The organism is Luteolibacter sp. AS25, from assembly GCF_046736275.1.
GTDB lineage: Bacteria > Verrucomicrobiota > Verrucomicrobiia > Verrucomicrobiales > Akkermansiaceae > Luteolibacter.
This window is the reverse complement of the sequence record NZ_CP151837.1, coordinates 1,449,796-1,474,373: the sequence shown is the minus strand read 5'-3', so window position 1 is coordinate 1,474,373 and position 24,578 is coordinate 1,449,796. Positions and strand designations below refer to the sequence as shown.

Sequence of the window (24,578 nt, the reverse complement as noted above, 5' to 3'; positions counted from 1 at the left end):
AACCGCCACAGCTACATTCCACAAAAATCGCCGTGACAGGCAATGGCCGCGCGGCACTATCCGCGCATGCAAGACGATACTCTCGCCAAAATCGAATCCCTCGGCCTCTCCCTTCCTGAAGTGCCGGCTCCTGTAGCCGCCTACGTGAACTATGTGCGCAGTGGAAACCTCCTTTTCCTATCCGGCGGTCTGCCAATCGACGGTGAAACCAAGATCCTCGGAAAAGTCCCTTCCGCCTGCTCCGTCGAAGACGCGGTCAAAGGTGCGCGCATCATCATCCTCAACCGCCTGGCAGTGATCAAGGAAGCGATCGGATCTCTCGACAATGTCGTGCAAGTCGTTTCACTAAACGGCTTCGTAAACTCCGATCCGGATTTCTACGGCCACCCGGTAGTCGTCAATGGCGCTTCCGAGCTTCTCGTCGAAATCTTCGGCGAGCGCGGAAAACACTCCCGCACCGCACTCGGCGCAGCAGCCCTCCCGCTGAATGTAGCCGTGGAAATCAACCTCACGGTGGAGGTAAAATAACCAACCCGAGCCTTATACAGGCTCTTTATCCAAGCCAAACGCGTCATGAACGGCGCGGGCGGCATCCTCGATGTGGATTTCATCGACGGTGACGGCAATCTTGATTTCCGATGTGGAGATCATACCGATGTTAATACCTTTGTCGCCAAGTGCCTTGAACATCGTCGCGGCAACACCTGAGTGAGAGCGCATGCCGATACCCACGGCGGAAAGTTTGGCGATTCCCGCCTCTGTCTCGATCTTCGCATCCTTGGAAAGCTCCGCGAGAACCGGCTTCAGCGCGGCTTGCGCCTTGCCAAGATCGTTCGAGTGCATGGTGAAGGAATGCTTGGAGCGATCATCGTTCGAAATGTTCGAAACGATCATATCCAGGTTGATTTCAGCATCGGCAAGAGCACCGAGGATTTTCCCGGACATTCCCGGATGATCCGGAATACCGGAGATGGTGACACGCGCTTGGGAGCGCTCGATTGAGATACCGCGGATGACTACGTTTTCCATATTGGGATGTTCTTCTAGCACTTTTGTGCCGGGATTGTCATTGAGAGACGAGCGGACCTCGAAGATCACGCCATATTTTTTAGCAAATTCCACAGAGCGGGATTGCATGACCTTGGAGCCGGACGAGGCCATTTCCAGCATCTCGTCGTAAGAAATTTCAGGGAGCTTGCGGGCGTTCTTCACCACGCGGGGGTCACAGGTATATACCCCGTCCACATCGGTCAGAATCTGGCAGAGATCCGCCTTGATGGAAGCTGCGATGGCGATGGCAGTGAGGTCGGAACCACCACGCCCGAGTGTGTGCACCCAGCCATCTTGTGTGATGCCCTGGAAACCGGCCACCACGAGTGTCTTATCCTCGGCGAGGAGCTTCTGCATCGCGCTGGGGTCCATGGTTTCGATCCGGCCGCGTGTGTGACTGCCCGAGGTGACGATTCCCGCCTGCCTGCCGGTAATGGATGCAGCCTCAACGCCAAGGGCGTGCAGCGCCATTGAGACAAGAGCGATGGATTGCTGCTCACCTGTCGCCAGAAGAACATCCATTTCACGCTCGGATGGCACTTCGTTGAGCTCCCGTGCCTGTGCGATGAGTTTATCGGTAACGCCGCCCATTGCGGAGACAACGGCCACCACTTGGTTGCCCTCGTCGCGGGTGCGTTTCATCCGCCCTGCAACATTGCGGATACGGTCGATGGAGCCGACGGATGTGCCGCCGTATTTTTGAACAATCAGTGCCATGGATTCGAAGGGAGCAGAGTCAAAATGGTTCGCGGGAAAACTTCAACAGCGAATGAAGAACTATTTTCAAGATTCCTTCATTTTCTTTTTCTGCCGCGCTTCCCGGAAGAAGCTCTGCAGAAGCTCCAGAGACTGCTCCGCAAGAACCCCGGAAGTAACCTCGCAGCGATGGTTGAGCGGTGGATTCGCATCCAGAAGGTTAATCCACCCCCCCGCTGCGCCTGCTTTTGGATCGCCGATACCGAACACTACCCGATCCGGCCGGCAATGAACGATGGCCCCGGCACACATCGGGCATGGCTCTTTCGTGACGAAAAGTGTGCATTTATCCAGCCGCCAGCCACCCAATGCCTGCTGGGCAGCGGTGAGAGCCAACATTTCCGCATGAGCGGTGGCATCCTGGAGCGTTTCCACCTGATTCCATGCGCGACCGATGATCCGCCCCTCATATACCACGACTGCCCCCACGGGAACTTCCGTGGCCGCATAGGCCTTGTGCGCCTCACGAAGGGCCTGCTGCATAAAATGGGCGTCGCTATGGAGGTCGATAATCGGTTCTTCAGTCATTTTTTGGCTGCGCACATAGAACAACCGTAAGCCTCCTTAAATCCAGCAAATACCAGTCTTCCTGTTAGATCCGCCCCCGTTCAGGCCACCTGTTAGTTTGAAGAATCAAGGCTCACGTCAGCATTTTTTCTTCGCAACGGCCCCAGACCTGCTTTCTTTTTAACTGTGATCAAGAAGAAATACACGGACCGCGTCATTGCCCCCTCACTTCTAGCTGCAGACTTTTCAAGAGTAGGAGAAGAGGTAACCAGAGCTATCAATGCAGGCGGAGATTGGCTCCATCTGGATGTGATGGACGGTCATTTCGTAGACAATATTTCCTTCGGTCCGGCGATGATCCAGGCAATCCACGAAACCAATGACGTATTCCTCGATGTGCATTTGATGATCTCACGTCCGGATCACTACCTGCCCTGCTACGTCGCAGCAGGTGCGGACTGCATTACCGTTCACGTTGAAGCTGATCATGACGTGACCGATACCTTGCAGCGAATCCGCCGCGCCGGATGCCTAGCCGGTCTCGCACTCAATCCCGCCACACCGTTTTCAGATGTGGTCCCCTATCTCGATAAGATCGATCTTTTGCTCTGCATGACGGTCGTTCCGGGCTTTGGCGGTCAGCCATTTATGGAAGATGTTATGGAAAAAGTAAAAGCAGCAGCCGACTACCGTCGTGAAAACAATCTTAGCTACCACATTGAAGTGGATGGCGGGATCGGCGTGGAAACAGCAGCAATCAGCGCCAAGGCAGGTGCGAACGTAATGGTTGCGGGCTCCACCACTTTCGGCGCCAAGGATATGGCCGCCGCAGTGCAAGGAATTCGCGAAGCTTGAAGCGGTTCGTGTAGCTTTCCATTTGAAAGTCCCGCCAGCTTTCTCTAACATTCAGCATGGCAAAGAAATCGGCAGCGGAACGTGTGGTGGTGAAGGTCTTCACTTATGGCATTCAGCCAAAGATTTCGCGTACATTTTCCATCTCCACCTCCGTCACCTTTCTGGAACTCAGCGATGCGATCCAAGCAGCAATGGGCTGGGATAACAAACACCCGCATGAGTTCCGCCATGGAAAAGGCAAACGCCTTGTAGACGTCATCGGCCCGGTGGGCCTCGCCGATCAGACATTGGGAGAATTTCAGGATGAAACGGCACTGACCGTTTCCAACTACATGGGCCGCAAGCGGCTGCCGCTGCGGATGCTCTACCGCTACGACTTTGCGGATGAATGGATCCACGAGGTAGTCTTCGACAAACGGATGGAAGGAGAAGGCGGCCCGGAGATGATTTCCGGTGAACGTGCCTGCCCACCGGAGGATTTCGGCGGCGCCTTCCAATACATGCAGGCGCTTGCCGGTGAAATCGAATGGGCGCACCCGGGCTACGATCCGGAGGTGTTCGACATCAAGGCTGTCGACTTCACCAAAAAGGCCACCCGCAAACGGAAGTAAATCACGATTTCCAGCAAGATAGGCTGTATTACGGCACTATCATGTGGGTCCTGGTCAAAAAAAATCCCCGACAATCAAATGTCGGAGAGAAGTCCTAGGACAGGAGTATTATTCCGGATTTAGAACGGGATATCATCTTCCTCCTGGAAATCATCCATTGGGGCCGGTGAAGCGCCCTGTCTTGGAGAAGGAGATTGTGGCGCGGAATTGCCACCACCATTGTCGTAGCCGGATTGTCGTGGTGCTCCGCCGCCGCCGCCGCCGCCGCCACCACCGCCTTTGCCGTCGGGAAGAAACTGGAGAGTCTCTGCAACCACCTTAAGTTTGCTGCGTTTCTCACCGGTGTTCTTATCGTCCCAGACATCCATTTGCAGGCGGCCTTCGATGAAGACACCGCGGCCCTTGCTGAGATACTTGTTGGCATTCTCGGCAGTGCTACCCCATACGGTAACGTCCACGAAGGTTGTCTCATCCTTCCAGCCGCCACCACCGTCCTGAACCCTGCGGTTCACAGCCACGCCGAGATCGGCCACAGCAGTGCCCTTTGGAGTATGCCTAAGTTCGGGATCTCTTGTGAGATTACCCATGATCATGACTTTGTTCAGGTTGGCCATTTCAGAGAGATGTTAGGAATGTGAAGCGGAACGATTTTCAGCGGTATTTTGCATCCACCGCCAAGGACTTGGCAGCTTACGCTACGCGGTTGAACTGATTCAGGTAAACGGAATCGTTCAGGGAAAGTTTTTCCTGGATCTTGACGATGCAATCAGGCTCACCGGTGATCGAGTAGGTCACGTAGTGTGCACCAGTGATCTTACGTGGAGTGTTAGCGAAATCCCTGCGGCCCATGTTGTCGATTTTGTCGACCTTGGCGCCAGCGGCTTCGATTTCTTTGGAAATAGCGGTGACAAGGTCATCCATGCTGCCTTCCTGGCTCTTCGTTGTCAGTGCAATCAGACCTTCGTATTTGCGGCTCATCTTCTTTTTTAGGTGTTGGTTTCTTCTTAGCTGTATTAAAGCGATTTGATGCCAAGGCAATACCTTGGGAGCGCGAAACTTGGACAGCTTCCACTGCTGTGGCAAGCATGTTTTCGAGATCTTCACGCTCGTCCGGGGCGAATTTACCAAGAACGTGTCCGGTCATCTCCCCCGGGCGTGCCGCACCGATTCCCATTTTGAGTCTGGGAAACTGATCTCCTCCCAGATGCTCGATCATGGATTTGATTCCATTGTGTCCTCCGGCGGATCCCTTTTCCCTGAAACGCAGGTGTCCCAGCGGTAAGGCCACGTCATCGTAAATCACCAGGATCTGCTCCGGCTCCCATTTAAAAAAGCGCATAATCTGGCCCACCGAACGACCACTGAGATTCATAAACGTCTGGGGCTTAACCAATAAGGTTCCATCGTCCATTTTTGCCGTATGAGCCTGCCACTTCGGCTCTGTCTTGAACGATGCCTGACCGTACGGGGCCATTTTATCGAGCAGCATGAAGCCGACGTTATGACGGGTGTCTTCATACTGACGGCCGGGATTCCCCAATCCGATGATCATTTTAATACTCATAGATGAAATCTGTCTGCCTGAGCCAGTGGATCAAATGAAAATACCTAAACGACGGACTTACTTGGAAACTAGCTCGAGAACTCCATTGATACAGAGCTGAACACCGATGCAGAGGAGAATGAATCCCATGATTTTGGTGAGAGCATTCGCACCGTTCACACCTAGAAATCCGAGCAACCGCTCTGAATTTATCAGAATCACCCAGCAAATCATCACTACCGCGAAAATCGCCATAATCATCTGGCTATAAGCCCAATAACGCCCGCCGGAGTTCGCACTTAATCCGATAACAGTTGCGATGGCGCCCGGCCCGGACAGCAATGGCATAGCAAGGGGTGAAAAAGAAATATCCGGTTTGTCCAACGCCTCCTCATGTTCCTCGTCGGTATGCGTGTCCTTCGTTTCCGGGGTGAGCAGGCCGAAACCGATTTTCACGATTACCAATCCTCCGGCAATACGTATCCCTTGCAGACTGAGCCCAAAGAAACTCATGATCGCCTGCCCGCAAAAGAAGAACGCCAGAAGTATCAGGAGCATATAGATGCAACCTCTGGTAGCTTGGGCATGTCGTTCACCCGATTTTTCCCCATCGGTGATGGAAAGAAAAATCGCGGCGTTTCCTAGCGGATTGCAGATCGCGATCAACGCTGCGAATGTGGTGAGAAAAACTGTAATTTCCATAACTGGGCGGTGCCTGAGTCTTGAAGGGTATCCGCCCTCACTTCGAGTTTATTGTTCCGACCCAATAAAAAACGCCCGTGGCATGAACCACGGACGTTTATAAAAGTCAGGTTATCCCTAAGATCTACTCTGCAGGAGCAGTCTGTGCGGTAGCAGGTACTTCGGAAGCCGCTTGAGCTTCTTCACCGGATGCTTCCTCGGAAACGAGTGCGGCTGGTTTGCCGATGTGTGCAACAACAGTCTCAGGACCGTGTGTAGGAGTCACGCCTTCAGGAAACTCAAGATCACTGATGTGAAGTGAGTCACCATCGTCAAGGTGGGAGATGTCACGCTCGATGCCTTCAGGAAGGTCTTTCGGGAAACAGGTGATCTCGATGGTGTGAGCGTATTGCTCAAGGATACCGCCGGCTTTCACACCTTTGGATTCGCCAACGAGGTTTACAGGAATGTTCGCTGTGATCTCGGTTTTGTCGTTCACTGCGAGGAAATCCGCGTGAAGAGCAACACCTGTGAGTGGATCATGCTGGATTGTTTTCAGGAAAACGGAACGTGTACCTTCACCTTCCACATCAAGGTTGATGAGGATGTTGTCGGAAGTACTGTGAGAAAGAAGCTCGGAGAATGTTTTAGCGTCAACCTTGAGGTTTACGTTTTCGACACCACGACCATAAACGACGGATGGAAGCCATCCCTCACGGCGCATTTGCTTGAGTTTTCCTGATCCGCTGCGAAGGCGCGGCGCCGCTTTGAGTGTTGTTTTCTTGGCCATATCTAAAGTTCTTATTATTTGGTGTTCGTCTCCGATACCGCAGGAAGTCCTCTTGCCTGCGGGGCGCGCTTATTACGCGGCAATCGCGTGGATGTCAAAAACTTGTTTAAACTTTCAAACAAAACAACGGGATTTCTGGACCAAAAGGAAAAAGCAGTTCAAAAACATGATGTGAATATCGTCATCGCGCCTGATAAATTCAAAGGAGCTCTTACAGGGAGCGAGGCTGCGAGTGCAATCCAGGCTGGATTTGCGAAATTCTTCCCGGATGCCAAATATACACTCCTCCCCTTGGCTGATGGTGGCGAGGGCATTATCGAGGCGTTTTCCAAAGGCACTGATTCGTTCCATACACGCAAGACAGTCACTGTACAGGATGCTTTACGGAGGGCGGTTGAGACCGAGTTTCTTTTCATCAAATATCCGGTCAAGACAGCGGTTATCGAATCAGCAAACGCCAACGGCCTGTGGAGGATATCCAGCGAGGACCGTGATATAGGCAAATCATCAACCTTCGGGGTCGGCCAACTCATCCGCGAAGCCATAGGAATGAGTGTCCGGCGAATAATTATTGGCATCGGCGGTAGCGCTACCAATGACGCGGGCATCGGAATGGCGGCAGCACTCGGATATAGATTTCTGGACACAGGAGGCAACGAGGTGGACCCAATCCCCGCAAATTTCCTCTCAATCGCAAAAATAGATGCTACCGATGTCATTTCCCTTCCGGAAATCACCGTGGCCTGTGATGTGGGAAATCCGTTGCTTGGCGAACAAGGTGCCACTGCGATCTACGGCCCGCAGAAAGGCCTGCTTCCAGAAGAGGCGGAAACCTCGGAAGCGGCATTGGCCCATGTGGCACGGATTATATATAGGGAGCTCGGGACAGACTTCAAAGAATCCTCCGGAGCAGGAGCAGCCGGCGGCCTGGGATTCGGACTAATGAGTTTTTGCAATGCCAGGCTGGAATGTGGATTCGATTGCGTGGCCAGCGCAGTAGGAGCCGAAGAGATCATTTCATGCGCGGACTTCGTCGTAACAGCTGAAGGCTCCCTCGATGCACAGACACTGAACGGAAAAGTCCCCTTCGGCATCGCAAAGCTGGCACGCAAGCATCGGGCACCGGTCTATGCCTTGGCAGGACGGGTCGTCGACGATGAACAGCTATTCGATTTTTTCGATGGGATATCCACAATCCTGAACGGCCCCATGTCCACTGAGGAGGCAATCGCCAACGCGCCAAAGATCCTCGAATCCGGCGCAGCAAGGTTAGCCCATCAGATATTCCACCAGGAAAAACGATGGGGAAAAAAGTCGGAAGAAGCAGAGAATGCCCGGCAATTCAACTACTGCATGGAGAACAAGATTCCCTATGTGCTATGAAGCGAACGAATACTATTCCGGGGGTTCAATTTTTCGAGGAGAACGCCTGAAATTGATCGAAGCTATGGTTTTAGCAGAATTCCCTGCAGCCACGCGGTCGTTGGGATATAAAATGCCGGCGACTTAGGTAGGCAGTGACTTCTTTTTCCATCGCGGAGTCAGAAACATCACATCTCCGCTTACTCTTGTTCTGCTGAGGAAAATAGAGCACTACGTGGCCGCATATCCTGAAATCGATCACGTCAGAGGGTGTCTACGCTTCCGTGATAGGGTAAAATTACCCCCCGCAATACTGAGAACATTCATCGGTAAGGCCCTGTGCCCGAATCACTGAGATCCGCCACCGCGAGCTTTCCATGGTATATATAACTATGCGGAGAGAATTTTGATCCCCTGATCTTCCATACTTTTCCGGAATGCCTCTGTTACACTATCGGTGATAAAAAGATCGATCTCCTCGGGTTTCACGAAAAAGTGGTCTGTTTTCCTGCCAAGTTTCGTGTGGTCCATTAGTGCGCATTTCCACCGGGCATGAGTCATCGCAGTCGCCTTCAGCCGGCTTTCCTCGGGATTTGGCTCCCCCACCCCCAAAGTAGTATCGTAGCCATGGCCTGAAAAAAAGAAGCGGTCGATATTGAAGGTCCGTATACCAATTTCGGTAAGCATACCCATAAATCTCCTTCCTTTTGGCTCGAACACACCACCGAGGAGGATGAGCTCGATATCGCTCCTGACGGAAAGTTTTTCGACGACATCGTGCGAATATGTCAAAACCCGCAGCTTTTCCTTTCCCTTGGGAATATGATGCGCCAGCTCAAGAGTTGTGGAACTTGCGTCCAACATGATTGTCTCGTTATCACCTATTTTTTTCGCTGCCAGACGCGCGATTGTCGTTTTCTCCGCAGCCTGTCTAGCCTCGCGCTCCGTTTGTGTGCTCTCTTTGATCACCATCGAGATATCCGCCGCCCCGCCATGCGTTCTCCGCAGGAGTCCCTGGCGGGAAAGGGTGTCCAGATCCCTCCTAACTGTTTCCTCCGTGACACCCAATGACGAAGCCAGCTCCTGCGTCCGCACCGCTCCCTCACGCTTTGCCGTATCTAGGATTTTCCTCTGTCTTTCTATTGCTAGCATATTGGTTTTTCTTCTTTTTTCTTGCTCTTTGTCCGGTCAAATCGCAAGTCTGGCCCGAGTCACTTGAGACCATTACCACCAGATATATGACCCAATACAAGCACGTTACTTATTCATGGGACGATTCCCACGCAGCTTCACTCGATCCAGTAGATCGTCTCGTTTATCGCTCCAATATTCTTGGTGCTGATCAGCGCATCACAAACACAGGTGGTGGCAACACATCTTCCAAAATTATGGAAGTAGACCCACTCACAGGAAAAGAGACTGAAGTTCTCTGGGTCAAAGGCTCCGGCGGCGACCTTCGTACATCCAAGCGCGAGAATTTCTCCTCCCTCTATCAGGACAAACTCATCTCCCTTCAGACCGTATACGCGAACAAAGCGGACAACGGCCTCAAGACACCAGCGGAAGACGAGATGGTAGGTATGTATTCACACACCACCTTCAACCTCAACCCACGTCCTTCCTCCATCGACACCCCACTCCACAGCTTCCTTTCCGGCAAGCACGTGGACCACATGCACCCGAACGCGATCATCGCCATCGCTGCTTCCAAAAACTGCGAAGCTCTAACCAAAGAGATTTTCGAAGGTGAAATGGAATACGTGCCGTGGATGCGCCCGGGCTTCGAGCTTGGCCTCGCAATGGAAGCAATCGAAAAAGAGAAACCTTCCACACAAGCCATCATGATGGGCCAGCACGGCTTCATTTCATGGGATGATTGTGACAAAGGTTGCTACGAGCTCACACTCCGTCTCATCGACAAGGCAGCACAATACATCGAAGACAAATACGAAGCCAAAGGCGGCGACGCAGCAGCATTCGGTGGTCAGCAATACGAAACTCTCCCGGAAGCTGAGCGCCGCGCCACACTCGCAGGCATCCTTCCATGGCTCCGCGGCCAAGTTTCCCAACAGAAACGCTTCGTCGGAACTATTCAGGACGATCCGAAAATCCTTCGTTTCGTAAACTCCAAAGACGCTCCACGTCTTGCCGAACTCGGCACATCCTGCCCGGACCACTTCCTCCGCACTAAAATCAAGCCACTCTACGTCGCTTGGAACCCACAAAGCGAAGACGCAGCAGCCCTCAAGGACAAGCTCGGCAAAGCCCTCATCGAATACCGCAAGGACTACGCGAAGTATTACGATAAGTGCAAACACGACAACTCCCCTGCAATGCGCGACCCGAACCCTACAGTGGTTCTCATTCCTGGCCTCGGCATGATCTCATGGGGCAAGGACAAGTCAGAATCCCGCGTAACTGCGGAATTCTACAACTGCGCGGTAGAAGTTATGCGCGGTGCGGAAGCAATCGACGAATACATCTCCCTTCCACAACAGGAAGCATTCGACATCGAATATTGGCTCCTCGAAGAAGCTAAGCTTCAGCGTATGCCAGCTGAGAAAGAGCTCGCTCGTCAGACAGTAATCGTCATCGGCGCAGGTTCCGGTATCGGCAAAGAAACAGCACATCGTCTCGTTAAAGAAGGCGCAAACATCGTTTGTGTTGACCTTAACAAGGAGGCTGCTGAAGCAACTGCTAAGGAAATCACCGACATCTACGGCGTAGGAATCGGCGTTGCAGGCTCCGGTATCTCCGGCTGCGGCCCAGCAATCGGCCTCGGCGGCAACATCACGGACCGCACCAGCATCCGTGAAATGCTCGACCAGGTTGCACTTGCATACGGCGGCTTCGACCATATCTGCATCACTGCAGGTATTTTCGTCCCATCCGATACAACAGGTCACATCCCTGACGACAAGTGGGCGCTCACATTCAACATCAACGTAACCGGCTCCTACCTGGTAGCAGACGAAGCGTTCAAGAGCTGGAAAGAGCAAGGCCTCAAAGGCAACCTCGTTCTCACGACATCCGCCAACGGCGCTGTCGCGAAAAAAGGTTCCCTCGCTTACGACACATCGAAAGCAGCTGCCAACCACCTCGTTCGTGAGCTTGCCATCGAACTTTCCCCGCTCGTCCGCGTCAACGCAGTTGCACCGGCCACAGTGGTCAAAGGTTCCGCAATGTTCCCACGTGAGCGCGTCATCGGCTCCCTCGCGAAATACGACATCGACTACAAGGACAGCGAGGAAACAGAATCCCTCGTTAACAAGCTCGCCCAGTTCTACGCTGACCGCACGCTCACCAAGTCCCCGATCACACCAGCTGACCAAGCCGAAGCTTACTTCGTATTCGTTACGAACCGCCTCAGCAAATCCACTGGCCAGATCATCACCGTAGACGGTGGTCTTCATGAAGCCTTCCTCCGCTAGTCGCGGAGCGCCGGCTAAATAAGGCGGCAAACAATTACAAAACACCCGGCCCCATCATCGGAGCCGGGTGTTTTTTTTTGTTAATTAACGGAAATTCAGGAATAGGAGCCGAGAGAGGCACAGAGTTTCTCACTTACCTCACCGGAAACAAAAAAATAAACCCCGGGCAAGATATCAGGCTCACCCGGGGTCACAAAAGGCCAACAGCATTCGCAGCTAGCCGCACTGAAACATCAGGTCGATGTCAGCGTTTTCAGCTACTATTCAATCAGGAGCTCGTCAAATACAGCCGTGCACGATTTCGAGATGTTCCGTGAGGTGGTCGCCAGCCCAACCTCTACTTTGGATGCCATGGTGACAGTCTGGGTGCTCAGAGTGGTCCAATTGCTACCATCTGTTGAGTATGAACCAGTGAACACGTTTCCATTACGCACCAGCTTGATCCATTTCGGATTAACCGCATCACCTGTCAATGTAGTGGAAACTGTGGTCCCACCTGTGCTATTTCGGTAAAGCATATACACCTGTTTATTCGGACGTACAGCTACCATCACATGTTTTGCATCCGCATTCAGTGACTCGCGAATCATGACACCGCCCTTCGCCCAGGTATTGGTTTTTTCCACTCCGGTGACGCGGGCTACGATAGTCTGGCTTCCGCTGCGGACTTGCGAGGCATAGAAGAATTCATCCGCTGTGCTCGAAATATCCCAACCACTTCCATCCAATACATATGCTCCATCACCGTGACCAATACCACCGGAGATCTCCGGATCGCCAACACTCACCGCACTGGTGAAATAACCGAGTGGTCTGCTGGAAATCGATACATTGTAAATTGCAGCCCTGCAACGAGTGGAAACATCATGGGAAGTCACGGCCAATCCAACAAGTGAGGTCTCGGGCATACTATTTATCGTAATTTCCCGGATCTTCGTCCAAGCCTCGCCGTCCGTGGAGTAAAAGCCGGTGAATATGGATCCGTCCCGAACGAGTTTTACCCACTTCGCATCGCTGGTGTTGCCCACCAATCCCAAGGATACGGTTTTACCGTTTTTCGCAGTTCTATACTGCATGGACACCTGCCTATCGGGTCTCACCGCTATGAACACGTTCGCCGCATTCGCAGCAGAGTCGGCTCGGAACATGACTCCCGCCTTGGCCCATTCATTTGTATTCTGGACGGAGTTTACACGCGCGACGATCTCACCATTTCCCGCATGATATTTTGACGGAAAATAGAAGCTATCGCTCCTTCCGTAGACGTCGGATCCCGCACCATTGATGATATATTGGCCTGTAGATCTCTTATATGAGGAAACTCCCGAGATGGCAGGCGAACCGATATCCTCAAGCATCCCGAAAAGACCTGCCATCCGGCTGCTCATATAGGAATCCATTTGCTCAAGCTGTGAATATGCCCAGTCGTTCACCGTCACGATTGGACCGTTGACGTTGCTGGCATTCGAACGGACAAGCGGAAGTCCCCAGGTAATCGAGCCTCCGCCGTTGACAGCCACTTCATTCCACAGATTGAAATCAGTATCCGCAAGAGCCGCAGTGCTTCCCCCAGCCCAGGAAGTAGTGCTCATCGGTGGGTAAAAATGCCCGACGACCTTATCGTCGAAGGTCCAGGCATTATAGTCATTGTGAACGTTACCGGATTTTTCAGCTATCCATTCCGGGATGGCGAAGTTCCTGGCATAGTTACCGTTATCCACACGGCCCAGATTAGTCCCGCCGTTGTAGGGATGTCCGAACATATAGTCATCATGACGCGTAGCTGGGGTAAACGGACTAACCACTCCGTTTGCCGCATTGGTCTCACGGTTGGGACCATTGTTGAACGCCACGGCCGCATAGGGGTTTCCCGCATGCACTGCATCGGCAAAGGCCTGGTAGACCCGTTGATCGTTCTCATCACCACTTGTGGCATCATCTCCGGCGTGAACCATGAAGTCCCCCGAATCAAACACCCAGCCATCGATCATATCGCCGTAGCGCACCGCATACTCCTTGAGGATGAACTCCGCGTAGCAGAACATGTATTTACGGTTCTCAGGATCACCCGAACTCAGATAGGGATGATTATTTACAAACGACACCGCCTCTGGATCAGAATCGCAGAAGGCCTTCCATCGGTCGGTTATATTTCCGATTGATGCAGGATTGGAAATGGTGTCGCTACGCTCGAGCATGTTCGAGCTGTTTACATAAACCTGGGTTTTCAACCCTGCAGCGCGAATGGCGGTAAGCCAGTTCAGAAATGGATCCACCCCCGAAGAAGCTCTAGGAACCACCAGATTGATTGGATTACCATTTGAGTCCGTATCTCCCTGCCACAGACTCTCGAGTATCGCATGCGGTGCATGGTGGACCGGTGAGTAGATATACGAACCAGATAGCTTCACCTGAATGTATCCAATAGTATTGAATCCACTGATTTGAGTGATGAAATCATCAATTGAAACGGTTTCCACCCGTCCGTTTTCCATATTGGCCGGCGTCCACGAGCCTCCCCATGCTCCTCTCAACCAGTTGGCTCGTTCTCCTAGTTCAACAGCTAGACATCCTGCGGTGGATGACAGTGCCACGACTGTAGTTAATACAATATTTCTTATTCTTTTCATTGGGGTTTTGGGTTTTGGCAGAATCTTCCGATCCCGTTTCAGGGGCTACCACACCCGTAAAAATGGAATCGATTAATTCAGCATTTGGTAGAGTAACCGGTAAGCCATCGGTATGAATACCCCCCGTTTGGGTGGTGCCACCAAATTTATAGGCATAACTTTGGACCAATATAAGTTGCCTCCGCTTTATAGGGACCAAGGAATACCCGGGTTGCAGTCTAGACCTACGGCTGAAGCAAAATCCCCCACACTTTGCCGTTCCGCTTTCTCTCTAAGCTTACTGATTGATCTGCACCGTAACAGGTGATGGCAGCCAGATACTTTTAGTGAACACAAACTCCATACCCTCTGTCTGATAAAGGAAACGGATTTGCCTGGGCCTGCCCTTTTCCGTCCCCCATTCACTCACCCAATCATTGATGGTAGGATCGTAAAACTGCCATTGACAGTAGGTAAGCTCCTTCAAAAGCAGAATACCGTCGGGGACAGTGAATTCAGATGCACTGGGATCCGATTCTTCGGGATAGTGATATTGTAGAACCTGTAACAATCCGCCAGGCGCTATCTCCGTCCTGAACTCGGAAGTAAAAGCGATAGTTTCCTTATTTTGGGAAGGATACGGGATATGTGAATTGGTGATAAAAAAACTCTGAATATTTGTATTCAGGGTATCCTGGCTGAGCTGGAACTGCGAATCACCTGCGGACTGCCTTAATGCAAATTCGATATAGTTTTCGAAATCATCCAGACGCGCTTCCCGTTTTTGTTCGGATACAAGTGCACTGGTTAGGCCCAAAACCGATCCAACCACGCTGAATATGGAAGCGGTGAGTATGGCAAGAATCCCCAGAGCAAGAACCAACTCCAGCAAGGTAAATCCATTTTTCTGCTTTCCACAGTTCATCCTCAGTTTTGGTATAAGGGATAATAATGCTGTGTCGTCAACTTCGACTGCCGTTTGGTTCGGCCTTCCAGCCACTCGATCGTAACTTCCACCTGATAAAGCCCCTCCAGTATATCCCCATCCTGATTCTCCAGCTGCAGAGGAATGGCGGTGACCAGGGCCTGTGCCCCCAAAGAATCCAGAGGTATTACTTTTTCTTCCTGAAACTCCTCCAAGGTCATCGGTGTTTTCAATACTTCAATGAGTACATTCTCCTGCTGCTTTTGTATCCATCGCTCACTCCTGACTGTATTGACCAATGAGGCGGTCGCATTCAGTGCGGATACAATTCCTGTGATAACGATTGAAAAGATAGCGAGTGCGAGGATTGCCTCCATCAGCATGAAGCCAGCATCTCTTCTTAATACCCCCGCTTTCATAATTCAGTCTCTACGGGCATTGCAGATAGAGCATCAAAAGAATATTCAAAATCGGCTTCCTCATAGCGGAATCGAATCTGAAACGGTTCTGTTAAGCCGGATCTGGAAAAAAGCTGAACGTATGGTGAGCCCTTGGTAATCCTGACCCATCTGGAACCGCTCATGGAATAAAGTTCCAAATCTGGCGGCACAGCTAATGCAGGAACACCCAAAGACAATTCCGCATCAGTGATTTCCGGGGAAAGTAAAATCGATGACGGCGTAAAGTGCAGGTAGACGCTGGCATCGTTTTGGAGAGCAAGTGACCTTGCGCCCCTAATATATACCTGCAATTCAGCATCAAACTGTTCCGCGATCTTCCTGGAACGCGGATGTGTGAAGCTCAGCGCGGCACCGATGAATAGAGCTACGATCGAAAGTGTAACGATCAGCTCCAACAGCGTAAAGCCACCGCGCCTAGGCGTCTCAGTCATCGGAGCTAATGTCGTCGTCCGTTTTCAGCTCACCGTCGGAACCAGCCGATATGAGCACGTAGGTACGACCGTCGCTCTCATAGAAATACTCGTTTTTCCACGGATCCACTGGAATTTCCTTAAGGCCCAAAGATGCCCAGCGGCGTGGGGTCGGGGCTTTGGTAGGTTTCTCAACCAATGCCATAAGTCCTTGATCGGTGGTTGGGAACTGTCCCGCGAGGGTTTCATATTGCCTAAGGGCAGCAGCCAGAGAGGAGTTGATTTCCGTTTCTGCTTTCTGAACTTTCGCACCCTCCCCAAAGTTTCCCATCAGGGCAATGGTGCCGCCCGCCAGAACAGCGATGATGCCCATAACGATGACGATTTCAATAAGGGTGAAGGCAGCGGAGAACTGCTTGCGGTTGTTTCTCGGGTTTCCAATATTCATGGGTTTGAAATATATATTCGGTTGAAGAATTGCGAATCTTTCGGGAAAAATTTAGCGATAGAAGCCTCTCATACGGTTTCTGGAGGAAAAACGCTTCATGCTCTTTTTCGGCTGCTCCTCGACTGCGGGGATCGGCGTCTTGCTGCTATCCACGAACCTGTCTTCCTCCACGATGTAATCACCAACATAAAGGGACTCAACTGCCTCTTTAGTGATCTCAGACTGGCGGGAATTGAAGCTCTGGAGCTCGTCCAACGAAGTTTGGTTATCCACGATCTTCGGCTGAATGATGATCACAAGTTCTTCCTTGGAACTGCCCGTAGTCGTGGAGCTGAAAATCTTACCAATGCCCGGGATACTGCTCAAAATGGGAATACCGGACTCGCTCTCCGTCGACCTTTCAGTAATAAGACCGCCTAGAACCACTGATCCATTGTTGGGAACCTTCACTGTGGTAGTCAGCTCCTCTGTGCCGATTGTGGGGATCGAGTTTCCGTCGATTACCTGGCTTCCCACCACGTTGTCGTTCAGGAAGGAAATCTGTAAGGTCACCTCATCGTCTGAATTCACCAATGGGATAACCTCTAATTTCAGCAATACATCGCGAAACTCAATAGTGGTATTCTGGGCAATCGAATCAACCGTGCCGACCGCTTGGGAAATTGTTGATGTTGGAACGGCAATCCGTTGACCCGATGAAAGGACAGCTACCCGGTTGTTCGTGGTGAAAAGGGTAGGTTTCGAAAGCAGCTTGAACTTTCCGGAGGTCTCGAGAGCTCTGATATAAGCGAAGAAATTCTCACCCACCTGCCCGTAAAGGGAAAGACCACCGATCCCACCTGCAAAAGTAGGAAATGCGCTGGCGGCAGTGAGACTATTGGGATCGACAACTACCGGAAAGCCTGTGTCCCCCTGAATCGCAAGCCCTGATCCATCACCATGCTCCGAAAACGCTTTTGCGTAATCGACTCCAAAACTCTTCTCCCCGTCCATAGTATAACGCCCGAAAACTGCGGTGATTTGCACCTGTTTTGAAGATACGTCCATCTCTTCCAACAGGCTTTTTACTACCTCTATGCTTTGCGGTGGGCCCTGCATGATGAGCGTGTTGTTGATGGCATCAGCTACCAACAATGTTTTTCCGACCAAAATTGACTGGGGAAGCTCCGAACGCTGAACGGCATCCAGTGAACTAGCGGCCGTACTACCCGCATTAGCCGCATTGTTGTTATTCTGGGCTTGGGTTTGCTGGGTATTATTGGTCCGGTTTCCACCGGCTACTTCTTCCGTGCCGGAAATTCTCTGGATGGCGCTTTGGGCAATGATAAGGAAATCATCCACCGGAAGGTATTTGAGTTTGAAAGTGAACGATTTCCGCTGGTCTCCGGGTTGATCGAATTCCCTGATCAAATCAGCTACAAACATGATATCCAGAGGACGCCCCATCAGGAAAATGCTATTGGTCCTAAGATCCCCTACCACGCTGACATTCTTCAATGTGCCCTGGTCCTGGGCGGCACGGGCGGCAGCCTCAAGTTCTCGGCGGTATCTGTCTCTATCACCATCCCGGCGGTCTCCATCGGAGGAACGTGTCTGAGCCGTAGAACCCTGGGACTGTGTATCGATGATTGCCTGCAATTGCTCCGCCACCGTGCCCGCATCCGCGTTAACCAAACGAATCATTTCCCGCGAAATCTGCGAAGGAGGCAGATCGATTGCCTCTTTAACAGCCAGCAAAGCCCTAATAAGCGCTGTATTTTCGGTAATAATCAGAGCATTAGCATTTTCGACGAGAGTTAGGGAACCGTGCGGTTTCATTGTTCCGGCCACTGATTGGAAAGCCTTCATTGCCTCGTCCGGTGAGATATGGTCCAGCGGCATGAAATAACTCACTACGGTATCCCCCTTCGGCAATAGGTCTGAATCAATAATGAAAGGAACACCCTGTGGCTTCACATCCTCCGCCAGAACGAGCTTCACCTCATCCAATCCACTGGGAATAAATACCAGACCTTCGAGAAGGCAGGCTTTTTCGAGCAGTGAAGCAGCCTCGCGGTATGAGATTCCTCCCGGCTGCACGAAAACAATTGTTTTGGTCTGCGCGGTATTACTAACGAGGACCCTCTTTCCTGTCCAGGTGCGGTAATGTTCCGCAATCACCAGACCGGACATTTGCGGCTGCTGGATAGCTTCCTCCACGCGTTCTTCCTGGATTCCTTCAACAATCTGGGCACTGAGCGATTGAGGAAGAAGAATACATAGCAGAAATACCGGCCATATTTTCAAGGCCTGTAGTTTATTCGAAAATTCCCAAATCAAACTCATAAGTGCAACGGATAAGAACTTCGTGGCGATTAAGCAAGGTGGAAGAATTCCTGTTTTGGCGAAGGTATTCATTCATTAGGTTACGCGACTAAAATTCGTAAATATCACCTTATCTAACCGATTGTTGATAAATCCCATCTTGCACAGCATGCCAGGAAAGCTAGTTTTCCGGTTATGGAAGATACCTTGACGGAATTTCGTGGCTATCGCTGGATCGCTGAGTTGGCAGATGCGGCAGGTATATCCGACCAGGGGGCGCTTCATTCCGTCATGCGTAACGCTCATGAATTACAGGTTACGGGTGTCGATCAACTGCTCGATTCCGGCCTCTTGAAAGAGGATGATTTTTCCCGTCTCGCTTCGGAGAAAATTGGTATGGAACTATTCGACGAAGCAATCATTTCCGCCAAAAACGAGGAAATTGCAGAAGCTTTTCCCGCCCAATTGGCAGTTCGCGCCAAGGTCGTCCCGTTGGAGATAACCGACGAGAAGGTGGAAATCTGCTGCTACGATCCGTTCGATATGACAGCCCGCCAGTTGGTGTCCCGGGCAATCTCCACTCCCGTAACATGGAAGATCAGTTCCCGCCGCCGGGTTCGCGAAGCCATCAGCGGAATCTATGGTGTGGGCGCGGGTACATTCGAGAGCATCCTGAATGAACGGAACATCGATCATCTCATTTCCAAGGATGAGGCCATGGTAATTGATGACGATCTTTCGGAAGAGGCCTCGGTCCTGAAATTTGTAAACAACATCATCCGTGAATCAATCTCCCAGAAAGCGACGGATATTCATTTCGAGCCCCATCAGGGAAAACTGAGAATCCGCTACCGGGTGGACGGGCACTTGCTGGACGTCCCTATTCCGGAGCATATTCATAAACTGGAAAGCTTCGTAGTGGCCCGCTTGAAAATCATGGCAAAGCTGGATGTGGCAGAGCGCCGCATCCCCCAGGATGGCCGTATCCACATGAGCCACGAAGGTCGCTCGATGGATGTGCGCGTGGCTACGATCCCCACCGTGGAAGGAGAAACAGTCAGCCTCCGACTCCTCAACCAAGGGAAATTCAGCCTGGATTCACTGGAACTCGAAAAACACGTTCGCGATGAAATCGACCAGGTCCTCAAACTCAGTGATGGAGTCATACTCGCGACCGGGCCCACCGGTAGCGGAAAATCCACCAGCCTTTACTGCTTCCTGGATAAACTCAATAGGCCTGAAACCAGAATCGTCACCATCGAGGATCCCGTGGAGAACAAGCTTCCCGGACTTGTTCAGATCGCCGTCAAGCCCGAGGTAGGTCTCGACTTCGCCAAAGGCCTGCGCTCGATCCTCCGGGCAGATCCCAATGTGGTAATGGTGGGGGAAATTCGTGATACCGAGACGGCTGAAATCGCCATCCGCGCATCACTTACCGGTCACTTGGTTTTCTCCACACTGCATACAAACTCCGCCGTCGGAGCGGTGAGCCGCCTGATTGATATGGGAGTGGAGCCGTTTCTGGTATCCGCCTCCGTCCGGGGTGTTCTCGCCCAGCGTTTGGTCCGCCGTCTTTGCAAACACTGCGCCAAGCCTATCGAGGACTGGGACGAGCATAAGCGCGAGCAGATCGGAATCCCACCCGAACTGGAGGGTATCCCCCACGAGGCTGTCGGTTGCTCGGAGTGCCGCTTCACCGGATACTCGGGCCGCGTGGCACTGTATGAAATCTTCCGTATTTCCGAGGCGATTGAAGAAATCATCGGGAGAAATGGTGATGAATTCGAACTTAGGGAAAAAGCGGCGCAAGAGGGCTTCGAAGGGATGCGTATGTATGGGTTCAGAAAAGTCATGCAGGGCGTTACTTCCATGGAAGAAGTCCTATCCTCCACCCAAAGCCATCTTCTCCGATAGGTCGGAACCCAAAACCCAGTGTCTACATTTTCCTATAAAGCACGGAGCCAGAATGGCTCCATCGAATCCGGCACGCTCAGCGCATCTTCCAAGAAGGCCGCGATGCTAGCCCTTCTGAAGCAAGGGCTACAGCCGACCTCTATCGAACAGAAATCAGCCGGGAGGACAAAGCGTGTTTCCACCCGCCAGCCTTCCGGTGGCGATATCATCCTGTTCACAGAAGAGCTCGGAGAGCTACTTAACGCCGGATTACCGCTGGAGCCGGCACTAGCCTCGATGGCCAACCGTGAGGAAGAAGGAACCATGAAGGAAATTTCCACCCAGCTGCGAAGTCTCGTAACAGATGGTATTCCCTTCAGTAAGGCATTGGAGCAGGTATCGGATCGTTTCGATGATCTATATAGAAATCTTGTGACAGCAGGTGAGGCCAGCGGCTCCCTGGGCAGTATTATACGGGAGCATTCCATTTACCTGAAAGAGCAGGCATCCATCCGGAGTAGCCTTCTTATGGCGCTCCTATATCCAGGCTTCCTGCTTCTGGCCTGTCTGGGTGCCATATCCCTTTTCCTATTCTACCTGCTACCACAGATTTCCGATCTACTCACATCCACAAGCGGCGGAGATATGCCATTCGGCATCAAACTCTCCATGTTCATGAGCGGCGTTCTGATTAGTAGTTGGCATATAATCATCATCGGTCTAGTAATCCTCATTCTGGGACTTAAGGCACTCTTCATGCTGGAAAAAAATCAGGTTTGGTGGGACGAGGCCAAAATCAAGCTGCCGTTTTATGGTAAGGTTTTCGAATACGGCTTCTTCGTTCAATGGCTGAAAACGCTCTCAAACCTTTTGACGAACGGAGTTCCTTTGGCCCAAGGGCTCACCTTGGCCAACCAGACAGTGGCCAACCGGTTTTATAAAAGGAAACTTCTCGCGATGGTCGATCAGGTAAAAGACGGCATCAAGCTCACCAGCGCCATGAAGCAGTCGTCCATTTTCCCGACAAGCATGATTGATCTCATCGCGGTGGGCGACGAGACCGGCAGCCTTTCCCGCTCGGTAAAAAGAGCATCGGACTATTACGAGACCAAACTCCGGATCATCATGAACAGTCTGATCTCCGTTCTCACACCTGTTATGCTTATTGGAATGGCATTGGTGGTAGGTGCTCTTTGCTACACGCTCATTCAGGCGATCTACGACAGTATCGGTAAAATGCGAGGCTAGATATGAAAGTCAAGCCACGCACATACGGCAGAGGCTCCGCCCTGATACTCGTTATTTTCATAACCGCCCTTCTCGGCGGGATCGTGGTTTCTACCCTTTTTCTGATAAAAAGTGATATCCAGAAGCAACGAACACAGTTCTACGGTGTTCAAGTGGATGCTCTGGCCAATCAGGCCCTGAGCTTCGGTGCCCACCCTCAGATAATGCGTGATGATCCTCTGCTGCAGTATGTTTCCGAAGACGGATTCGAGAGCTACTCGGTTGAGATCACGACAGAGGACGCCAAACTCAATATCAATGCGGTTCTTGCCCGCGGAGATAAGGCGCTGCTCCGCAGATTATTTGAATACTGGGGAATGGACACTGATGCGGCCCAGGCATTGGCTGATGCAATGTCTGACTGGGTGGATGAGGACGATGGCGAGCAGCTGAACGGAGCCGAAAGGGAAAGATACGAGCAGCTGGGATTTACCGATCGGCCATATAACAGGTTTTTCCAAAGTATACCCGAGATGCAGCTAGTGCTCGGGATGGGCGATCTCGCAGCGCTCAAACCGGACTGGCAGCAATATTTCACCATATATGGAGACGGGCTCCTCGATATCTACGAAACCAGCCTGGATTTGCTCATCAGTGGCGCCGAGGTGGAGGAATCACAGGCCATCCAGTTTCAGACAACCGTCCGCGGGGGTGATGATATACTTGGGACCGAGGATGATGTGACTTTCGAAAAAATCAGCCAAGCACTCGGCTCCCTTTCAATTTCCCGCAAGAAGCCAAATTACAACACAATCAGCGGACGGTTCAAATCCGGCAGCACAACCCGGCGAGTCCACTGCGTCGCTAAAATTGCCATCACCGAAAAAGAAATAACGACAGTAATCGAGCAGCGAAACAACGGACCTGTTATTTTGTTCCAAGAGGAAAAATTCCGTGACACGTTCTCACCAACCCAAAAATGACGACTGAACAATGGATAGCACCATCACCCGATGATGGTTGGAAAAGCTGGCGAAATGAAGCGGACCGGATCCTTCCGCCATCGGAAACCGGCGTTTCATCCAAGGCACTGCCGCACGTGGTTCTGCTACCTGTTCGCACGGTGTCCTTTTCCATTGAGCGCGTCTTCAAGGGTGAAGAAGATGCGGAATATCTAACAGTTATCACCGCAGCCCAGGCACATTCCGCCGGACCTCTCAGGGATAAACAGGTGGATGCATGGAAGATCTATTCCGATGAGCAGTTCTCCTACTACTGCCGTGTAGTTCTGCAGAAAACACCGGCGGAGAAAACATGGATAGATTCTCGGTTCAATATATTGGCGAAAACCCTGGAAGCAGGAACAGAGATCATATTCTGGAAGGAACATGATCGTTGGGTATATGGCTGCTACAAGGACTCGATCCTCATCCATGCCGATATCCTCGGGACCGGAGAACTGGAGCCCCAGATTCGGGGTCTCCTGCCCCTACTTCAGGTTCACTTTTCAATTTCAGGAATAGAATTCGTCCCTGAAAGAGCGGTGGTTTACACCACGGAAAACGCGCCTACCCCACTGGGGGAAGAGTCGAAACCTTTCCCCTGCCCCGTGGAGATCCGGACAGGACCTCTTGAGATTAGATTCCAGTCAAAGCACCTCCAGTTCGTCCCCGAGGAGGTGGAAGACAGGAGAAACGTCCGCAAGTCCAACAAGAGGAAGAAACTCATCGGCATCGCTGCGGCCATGATTCTTCTGCTGGCAATACTCACTCTCTATCTCCGGCTATTTATGGTTCAACGGGAAATCGCAGGTTTTGAGGAGGATATCGAAGATCACCGGGCAGTCGTGGCCATGAACAATGATTTATTGGGAAAATGGAACGAGCTGGAGGCCATTACCTCAGAGTCCTGGCCGCTTGAGAGCTACGCAGCAGTAGCAAAAGCGTTGCCTGAAGGCCAGCAAGTCAGGCTGGATTCACTCGAAGTGCGCCCTGGTTTCCTTGCCGTGCGTGGAAAGTCTCCGACATTCGGGCCTGCCAATAGCTTCGGTTCGGAAATCGAGAAGGCTCCTGAATTCGCGGGATATGAGTGGACGAATCGCCCCCCCACCGAATCCCCTGCAAAAACATGGGATTTCCGTTACGAAGGCACGCTCAACTGGGAGGATCGACCATGAACAAACGCGAAAAAAACATGCTCTTCGCACTTGTCGGGATGGTGCTTCTTTTCTGTCTGGTAATTGGCGGCACCCGTTACAAGAAACAAATCGACGCGCTCCGCGCGAAACGGGATATGCTGGAAGCTGAGGCAAGAATTTCCCTCGCTAGCATCAGCCTTGCCTCGGCCCTGGCACCCGATAGTGAGTGGCTGGATCAGAACGAACCCGCCCCCCAGGAATACAGCAAGGCCATGACCGACCTGCAGACCTTCGTCGCTGGATCCTCGAACGATCTGGGATTTTCCACTTTTGGACTCAAGCTGTTCAATATTGAGCCGGAGGGCGGACATTACCGCCGCACCCAAGTGGTTGTCTCAGGTAAAGGTAACACGGAGCAGATCATCCAATGGTTATGCAAACTCCATTCTCCGAAGGCATTTCGTGGAGTGTCTTCTTTGAAAATCTCTCCCGATCCTGAAGCAAAAAGCCTCGTCACCTGCCAAGTGACCGTCGATCAGTGGATTGTCGAGAGCCACCCCGAATTCACAGGAGAATAA

Annotated in this window: 24 protein-coding genes; 10 read left to right on the top strand and 14 right to left on the bottom strand. The window is 51.9% G+C overall.

The window, feature by feature from the left end; all coding sequences use genetic code 11:
- Positions 1 to 66: 66 nt before the first annotated feature.
- Positions 67 to 528, top strand: coding sequence for a RidA family protein (locus tag AAGA79_RS06840; protein ID WP_411828028.1), 462 nt, complete (start codon positions 67 to 69; stop codon positions 526 to 528).
- 12 nt (positions 529 to 540) lie between these two features.
- Here AAGA79_RS06840 and AAGA79_RS06835 read toward each other — a convergent pair whose 3' ends face one another.
- The gene (locus AAGA79_RS06835; RefSeq protein WP_411828027.1) at positions 541 to 1,767 is read right to left on the bottom strand and encodes an aspartate kinase; all 1,227 of its coding nucleotides are present in this window, start codon (positions 1,765 to 1,767) and stop codon (positions 541 to 543) included.
- A gap of 66 nt (positions 1,768 to 1,833) precedes the next feature.
- On the bottom strand, positions 1,834 to 2,316 hold the full coding sequence (gene tadA, locus AAGA79_RS06830; protein ID WP_411828219.1) for a tRNA adenosine(34) deaminase TadA: 483 nt from the start codon (positions 2,314 to 2,316) through the stop codon (positions 1,834 to 1,836).
- A gap of 186 nt (positions 2,317 to 2,502) precedes the next feature.
- Between tadA and rpe the strand changes: the two genes are divergently transcribed.
- The gene (rpe, locus tag AAGA79_RS06825; protein ID WP_411828218.1) at positions 2,503 to 3,168 is read left to right on the top strand and encodes a ribulose-phosphate 3-epimerase; all 666 of its coding nucleotides are present in this window, start codon (positions 2,503 to 2,505) and stop codon (positions 3,166 to 3,168) included.
- A 56-nt stretch (positions 3,169 to 3,224) separates the two neighbouring features.
- Positions 3,225 to 3,779: a plasmid pRiA4b ORF-3 family protein gene (locus tag AAGA79_RS06820; RefSeq protein ID WP_411828026.1), complete on the top strand. Its 555-nt coding sequence runs from the start codon at positions 3,225 to 3,227 to the stop codon at positions 3,777 to 3,779.
- 119 nt (positions 3,780 to 3,898) lie between these two features.
- On the opposite strand, the gene AAGA79_RS06815 is transcribed toward AAGA79_RS06820, so the two are convergent.
- From AAGA79_RS06815 to AAGA79_RS06795, 5 genes are all read right to left on the bottom strand, one after another.
- Entirely contained in the window at positions 3,899 to 4,393 is a 495-nt protein-coding gene (locus AAGA79_RS06815; protein ID WP_411828025.1) for a single-stranded DNA-binding protein, read from the bottom strand.
- A gap of 76 nt (positions 4,394 to 4,469) precedes the next feature.
- Positions 4,470 to 4,700: a 30S ribosomal protein S6 gene (locus AAGA79_RS06810; RefSeq protein WP_411828024.1), complete on the bottom strand. Its 231-nt coding sequence runs from the start codon at positions 4,698 to 4,700 to the stop codon at positions 4,470 to 4,472.
- Complete coding sequence (gene pth, locus AAGA79_RS06805) at positions 4,693 to 5,343, bottom strand: aminoacyl-tRNA hydrolase (RefSeq protein WP_411828023.1); 651 nt, start codon at positions 5,341 to 5,343, stop codon at positions 4,693 to 4,695. The genes AAGA79_RS06810 and pth overlap by 8 nt, the downstream gene beginning before the upstream one ends.
- Before the next feature lie 57 nt (positions 5,344 to 5,400).
- On the bottom strand, positions 5,401 to 6,024 hold the full coding sequence (locus AAGA79_RS06800) for a MarC family NAAT transporter (protein WP_411828022.1): 624 nt from the start codon (positions 6,022 to 6,024) through the stop codon (positions 5,401 to 5,403).
- A gap of 124 nt (positions 6,025 to 6,148) precedes the next feature.
- Positions 6,149 to 6,793, bottom strand: coding sequence for a 50S ribosomal protein L25 (locus AAGA79_RS06795; protein WP_411828021.1), 645 nt, complete (start codon positions 6,791 to 6,793; stop codon positions 6,149 to 6,151).
- 102 nt (positions 6,794 to 6,895) lie between these two features.
- Between AAGA79_RS06795 and AAGA79_RS06790 the strand changes: the two genes are divergently transcribed.
- On the top strand, positions 6,896 to 8,176 hold the full coding sequence (locus AAGA79_RS06790) for a glycerate kinase (RefSeq protein ID WP_411828020.1): 1,281 nt from the start codon (positions 6,896 to 6,898) through the stop codon (positions 8,174 to 8,176).
- Between the two features lie 369 nt (positions 8,177 to 8,545).
- On the opposite strand, the gene AAGA79_RS06785 is transcribed toward AAGA79_RS06790, so the two are convergent.
- The gene (locus tag AAGA79_RS06785) at positions 8,546 to 9,307 is read right to left on the bottom strand and encodes a DeoR/GlpR family DNA-binding transcription regulator (protein ID WP_411828019.1); all 762 of its coding nucleotides are present in this window, start codon (positions 9,305 to 9,307) and stop codon (positions 8,546 to 8,548) included.
- Between the two features lie 86 nt (positions 9,308 to 9,393).
- On the opposite strand from AAGA79_RS06785, the gene AAGA79_RS06780 reads away from it, so the two are divergent.
- Positions 9,394 to 11,586: a bifunctional rhamnulose-1-phosphate aldolase/short-chain dehydrogenase gene (locus AAGA79_RS06780; protein ID WP_411828018.1), complete on the top strand. Its 2,193-nt coding sequence runs from the start codon at positions 9,394 to 9,396 to the stop codon at positions 11,584 to 11,586.
- Positions 11,587 to 11,846: 260 nt separating this feature from the next.
- Here AAGA79_RS06780 and AAGA79_RS06775 read toward each other — a convergent pair whose 3' ends face one another.
- The 6 genes from AAGA79_RS06775 to AAGA79_RS06750 all read right to left on the bottom strand — a co-directional run bounded on the left by AAGA79_RS06775 (position 11,847) and on the right by AAGA79_RS06750 (position 18,725).
- A complete protein-coding gene (locus AAGA79_RS06775; protein WP_411828017.1) occupies positions 11,847 to 14,216 on the bottom strand; it encodes a DUF1349 domain-containing protein in 2,370 nt (789 codons plus the stop codon).
- Positions 14,217 to 14,493: 277 nt separating this feature from the next.
- Positions 14,494 to 15,120 carry a type II secretion system protein gene (locus AAGA79_RS06770; RefSeq protein WP_411828016.1) on the bottom strand — a complete coding sequence of 209 codons (627 nt, stop codon included), beginning with the start codon at positions 15,118 to 15,120 and terminating at the stop codon, positions 14,494 to 14,496.
- A 2-nt stretch (positions 15,121 to 15,122) separates the two neighbouring features.
- Positions 15,123 to 15,539 (bottom strand): type II secretion system protein J, encoded by a 417-nt coding sequence (locus AAGA79_RS06765; protein WP_411828015.1) that lies wholly within the window; start codon positions 15,537 to 15,539, stop codon positions 15,123 to 15,125.
- The gene (locus tag AAGA79_RS06760) at positions 15,536 to 16,012 is read right to left on the bottom strand and encodes a Tfp pilus assembly protein FimT/FimU (protein ID WP_411828014.1); all 477 of its coding nucleotides are present in this window, start codon (positions 16,010 to 16,012) and stop codon (positions 15,536 to 15,538) included. Before AAGA79_RS06760 ends, AAGA79_RS06765 begins: the two co-directional genes overlap by 4 nt.
- Entirely contained in the window at positions 16,005 to 16,439 is a 435-nt protein-coding gene (gspG, locus tag AAGA79_RS06755) for a type II secretion system major pseudopilin GspG (RefSeq protein ID WP_411828013.1), read from the bottom strand. Before gspG ends, AAGA79_RS06760 begins: the two co-directional genes overlap by 8 nt.
- A gap of 51 nt (positions 16,440 to 16,490) precedes the next feature.
- Positions 16,491 to 18,725, bottom strand: coding sequence for a secretin N-terminal domain-containing protein (locus tag AAGA79_RS06750; RefSeq protein ID WP_411828012.1), 2,235 nt, complete (start codon positions 18,723 to 18,725; stop codon positions 16,491 to 16,493).
- 213 nt (positions 18,726 to 18,938) lie between these two features.
- Here AAGA79_RS06750 and AAGA79_RS06745 point away from each other — a divergent pair, with 213 nt between their 5' ends.
- From AAGA79_RS06745 to AAGA79_RS06725, 5 genes are read left to right on the top strand one after another with little or no spacing between them, the layout of a single operon-like run.
- Positions 18,939 to 20,657 (top strand): GspE/PulE family protein, encoded by a 1,719-nt coding sequence (locus tag AAGA79_RS06745; RefSeq protein WP_411828011.1) that lies wholly within the window; start codon positions 18,939 to 18,941, stop codon positions 20,655 to 20,657.
- Positions 20,658 to 20,675: 18 nt separating this feature from the next.
- Complete coding sequence (locus tag AAGA79_RS06740) at positions 20,676 to 21,884, top strand: type II secretion system F family protein (protein WP_411828010.1); 1,209 nt, start codon at positions 20,676 to 20,678, stop codon at positions 21,882 to 21,884.
- 2 nt (positions 21,885 to 21,886) lie between these two features.
- The gene (locus AAGA79_RS06735; RefSeq protein ID WP_411828009.1) at positions 21,887 to 22,846 is read left to right on the top strand and encodes a general secretion pathway protein GspK; all 960 of its coding nucleotides are present in this window, start codon (positions 21,887 to 21,889) and stop codon (positions 22,844 to 22,846) included.
- Positions 22,843 to 24,039: a hypothetical protein gene (locus AAGA79_RS06730; protein WP_411828008.1), complete on the top strand. Its 1,197-nt coding sequence runs from the start codon at positions 22,843 to 22,845 to the stop codon at positions 24,037 to 24,039. The genes AAGA79_RS06735 and AAGA79_RS06730 overlap by 4 nt, the downstream gene beginning before the upstream one ends.
- Positions 24,036 to 24,578, top strand: a complete 543-nt coding sequence (locus AAGA79_RS06725) for a hypothetical protein (RefSeq protein ID WP_411828007.1) — start codon at positions 24,036 to 24,038, stop codon at positions 24,576 to 24,578. The genes AAGA79_RS06730 and AAGA79_RS06725 overlap by 4 nt, the downstream gene beginning before the upstream one ends.

Bases quoted from the DNA above. Each gene is read 5' to 3' on its own strand.
- gspG (WP_411828013.1), bottom strand. From the start codon at position 16,439: ATGAATATTGGAAACCCGAGAAACAACCGCAAGCAGTTCTCCGCTGCC.
- AAGA79_RS06775 (WP_411828017.1), bottom strand. From the start codon at position 14,216: ATGAAAAGAATAAGAAATATTGTATTAACTACAGTCGTGGCACTGTCA.
- AAGA79_RS06810 (WP_411828024.1), bottom strand. From the start codon at position 4,700: ATGGATGACCTTGTCACCGCTATTTCCAAAGAAATCGAAGCCGCTGGC.
- AAGA79_RS06770 (WP_411828016.1), bottom strand. From the start codon at position 15,120: ATGAACTGTGGAAAGCAGAAAAATGGATTTACCTTGCTGGAGTTGGTT.
- pth (WP_411828023.1), bottom strand. From the start codon at position 5,343: ATGAGTATTAAAATGATCATCGGATTGGGGAATCCCGGCCGTCAGTAT.
- AAGA79_RS06820 (WP_411828026.1), top strand. From the start codon at position 3,225: ATGGCAAAGAAATCGGCAGCGGAACGTGTGGTGGTGAAGGTCTTCACT.
- AAGA79_RS06765 (WP_411828015.1), bottom strand. From the start codon at position 15,539: ATGAAAGCGGGGGTATTAAGAAGAGATGCTGGCTTCATGCTGATGGAG.
- AAGA79_RS06840 (WP_411828028.1), top strand. From the start codon at position 67: ATGCAAGACGATACTCTCGCCAAAATCGAATCCCTCGGCCTCTCCCTT.
- AAGA79_RS06745 (WP_411828011.1), top strand. From the start codon at position 18,939: ATGGAAGATACCTTGACGGAATTTCGTGGCTATCGCTGGATCGCTGAG.
- AAGA79_RS06725 (WP_411828007.1), top strand. From the start codon at position 24,036: ATGAACAAACGCGAAAAAAACATGCTCTTCGCACTTGTCGGGATGGTG.
- AAGA79_RS06730 (WP_411828008.1), top strand. From the start codon at position 22,843: ATGACGACTGAACAATGGATAGCACCATCACCCGATGATGGTTGGAAA.
- AAGA79_RS06780 (WP_411828018.1), top strand. From the start codon at position 9,394: ATGACCCAATACAAGCACGTTACTTATTCATGGGACGATTCCCACGCA.
- AAGA79_RS06760 (WP_411828014.1), bottom strand. From the start codon at position 16,012: ATGACTGAGACGCCTAGGCGCGGTGGCTTTACGCTGTTGGAGCTGATC.
- AAGA79_RS06815 (WP_411828025.1), bottom strand. From the start codon at position 4,393: ATGGCCAACCTGAACAAAGTCATGATCATGGGTAATCTCACAAGAGAT.
- AAGA79_RS06735 (WP_411828009.1), top strand. From the start codon at position 21,887: ATGAAAGTCAAGCCACGCACATACGGCAGAGGCTCCGCCCTGATACTC.
- AAGA79_RS06785 (WP_411828019.1), bottom strand. From the start codon at position 9,307: ATGCTAGCAATAGAAAGACAGAGGAAAATCCTAGATACGGCAAAGCGT.
- AAGA79_RS06795 (WP_411828021.1), bottom strand. From the start codon at position 6,793: ATGGCCAAGAAAACAACACTCAAAGCGGCGCCGCGCCTTCGCAGCGGA.
- AAGA79_RS06800 (WP_411828022.1), bottom strand. From the start codon at position 6,024: ATGGAAATTACAGTTTTTCTCACCACATTCGCAGCGTTGATCGCGATC.
- AAGA79_RS06835 (WP_411828027.1), bottom strand. From the start codon at position 1,767: ATGGCACTGATTGTTCAAAAATACGGCGGCACATCCGTCGGCTCCATC.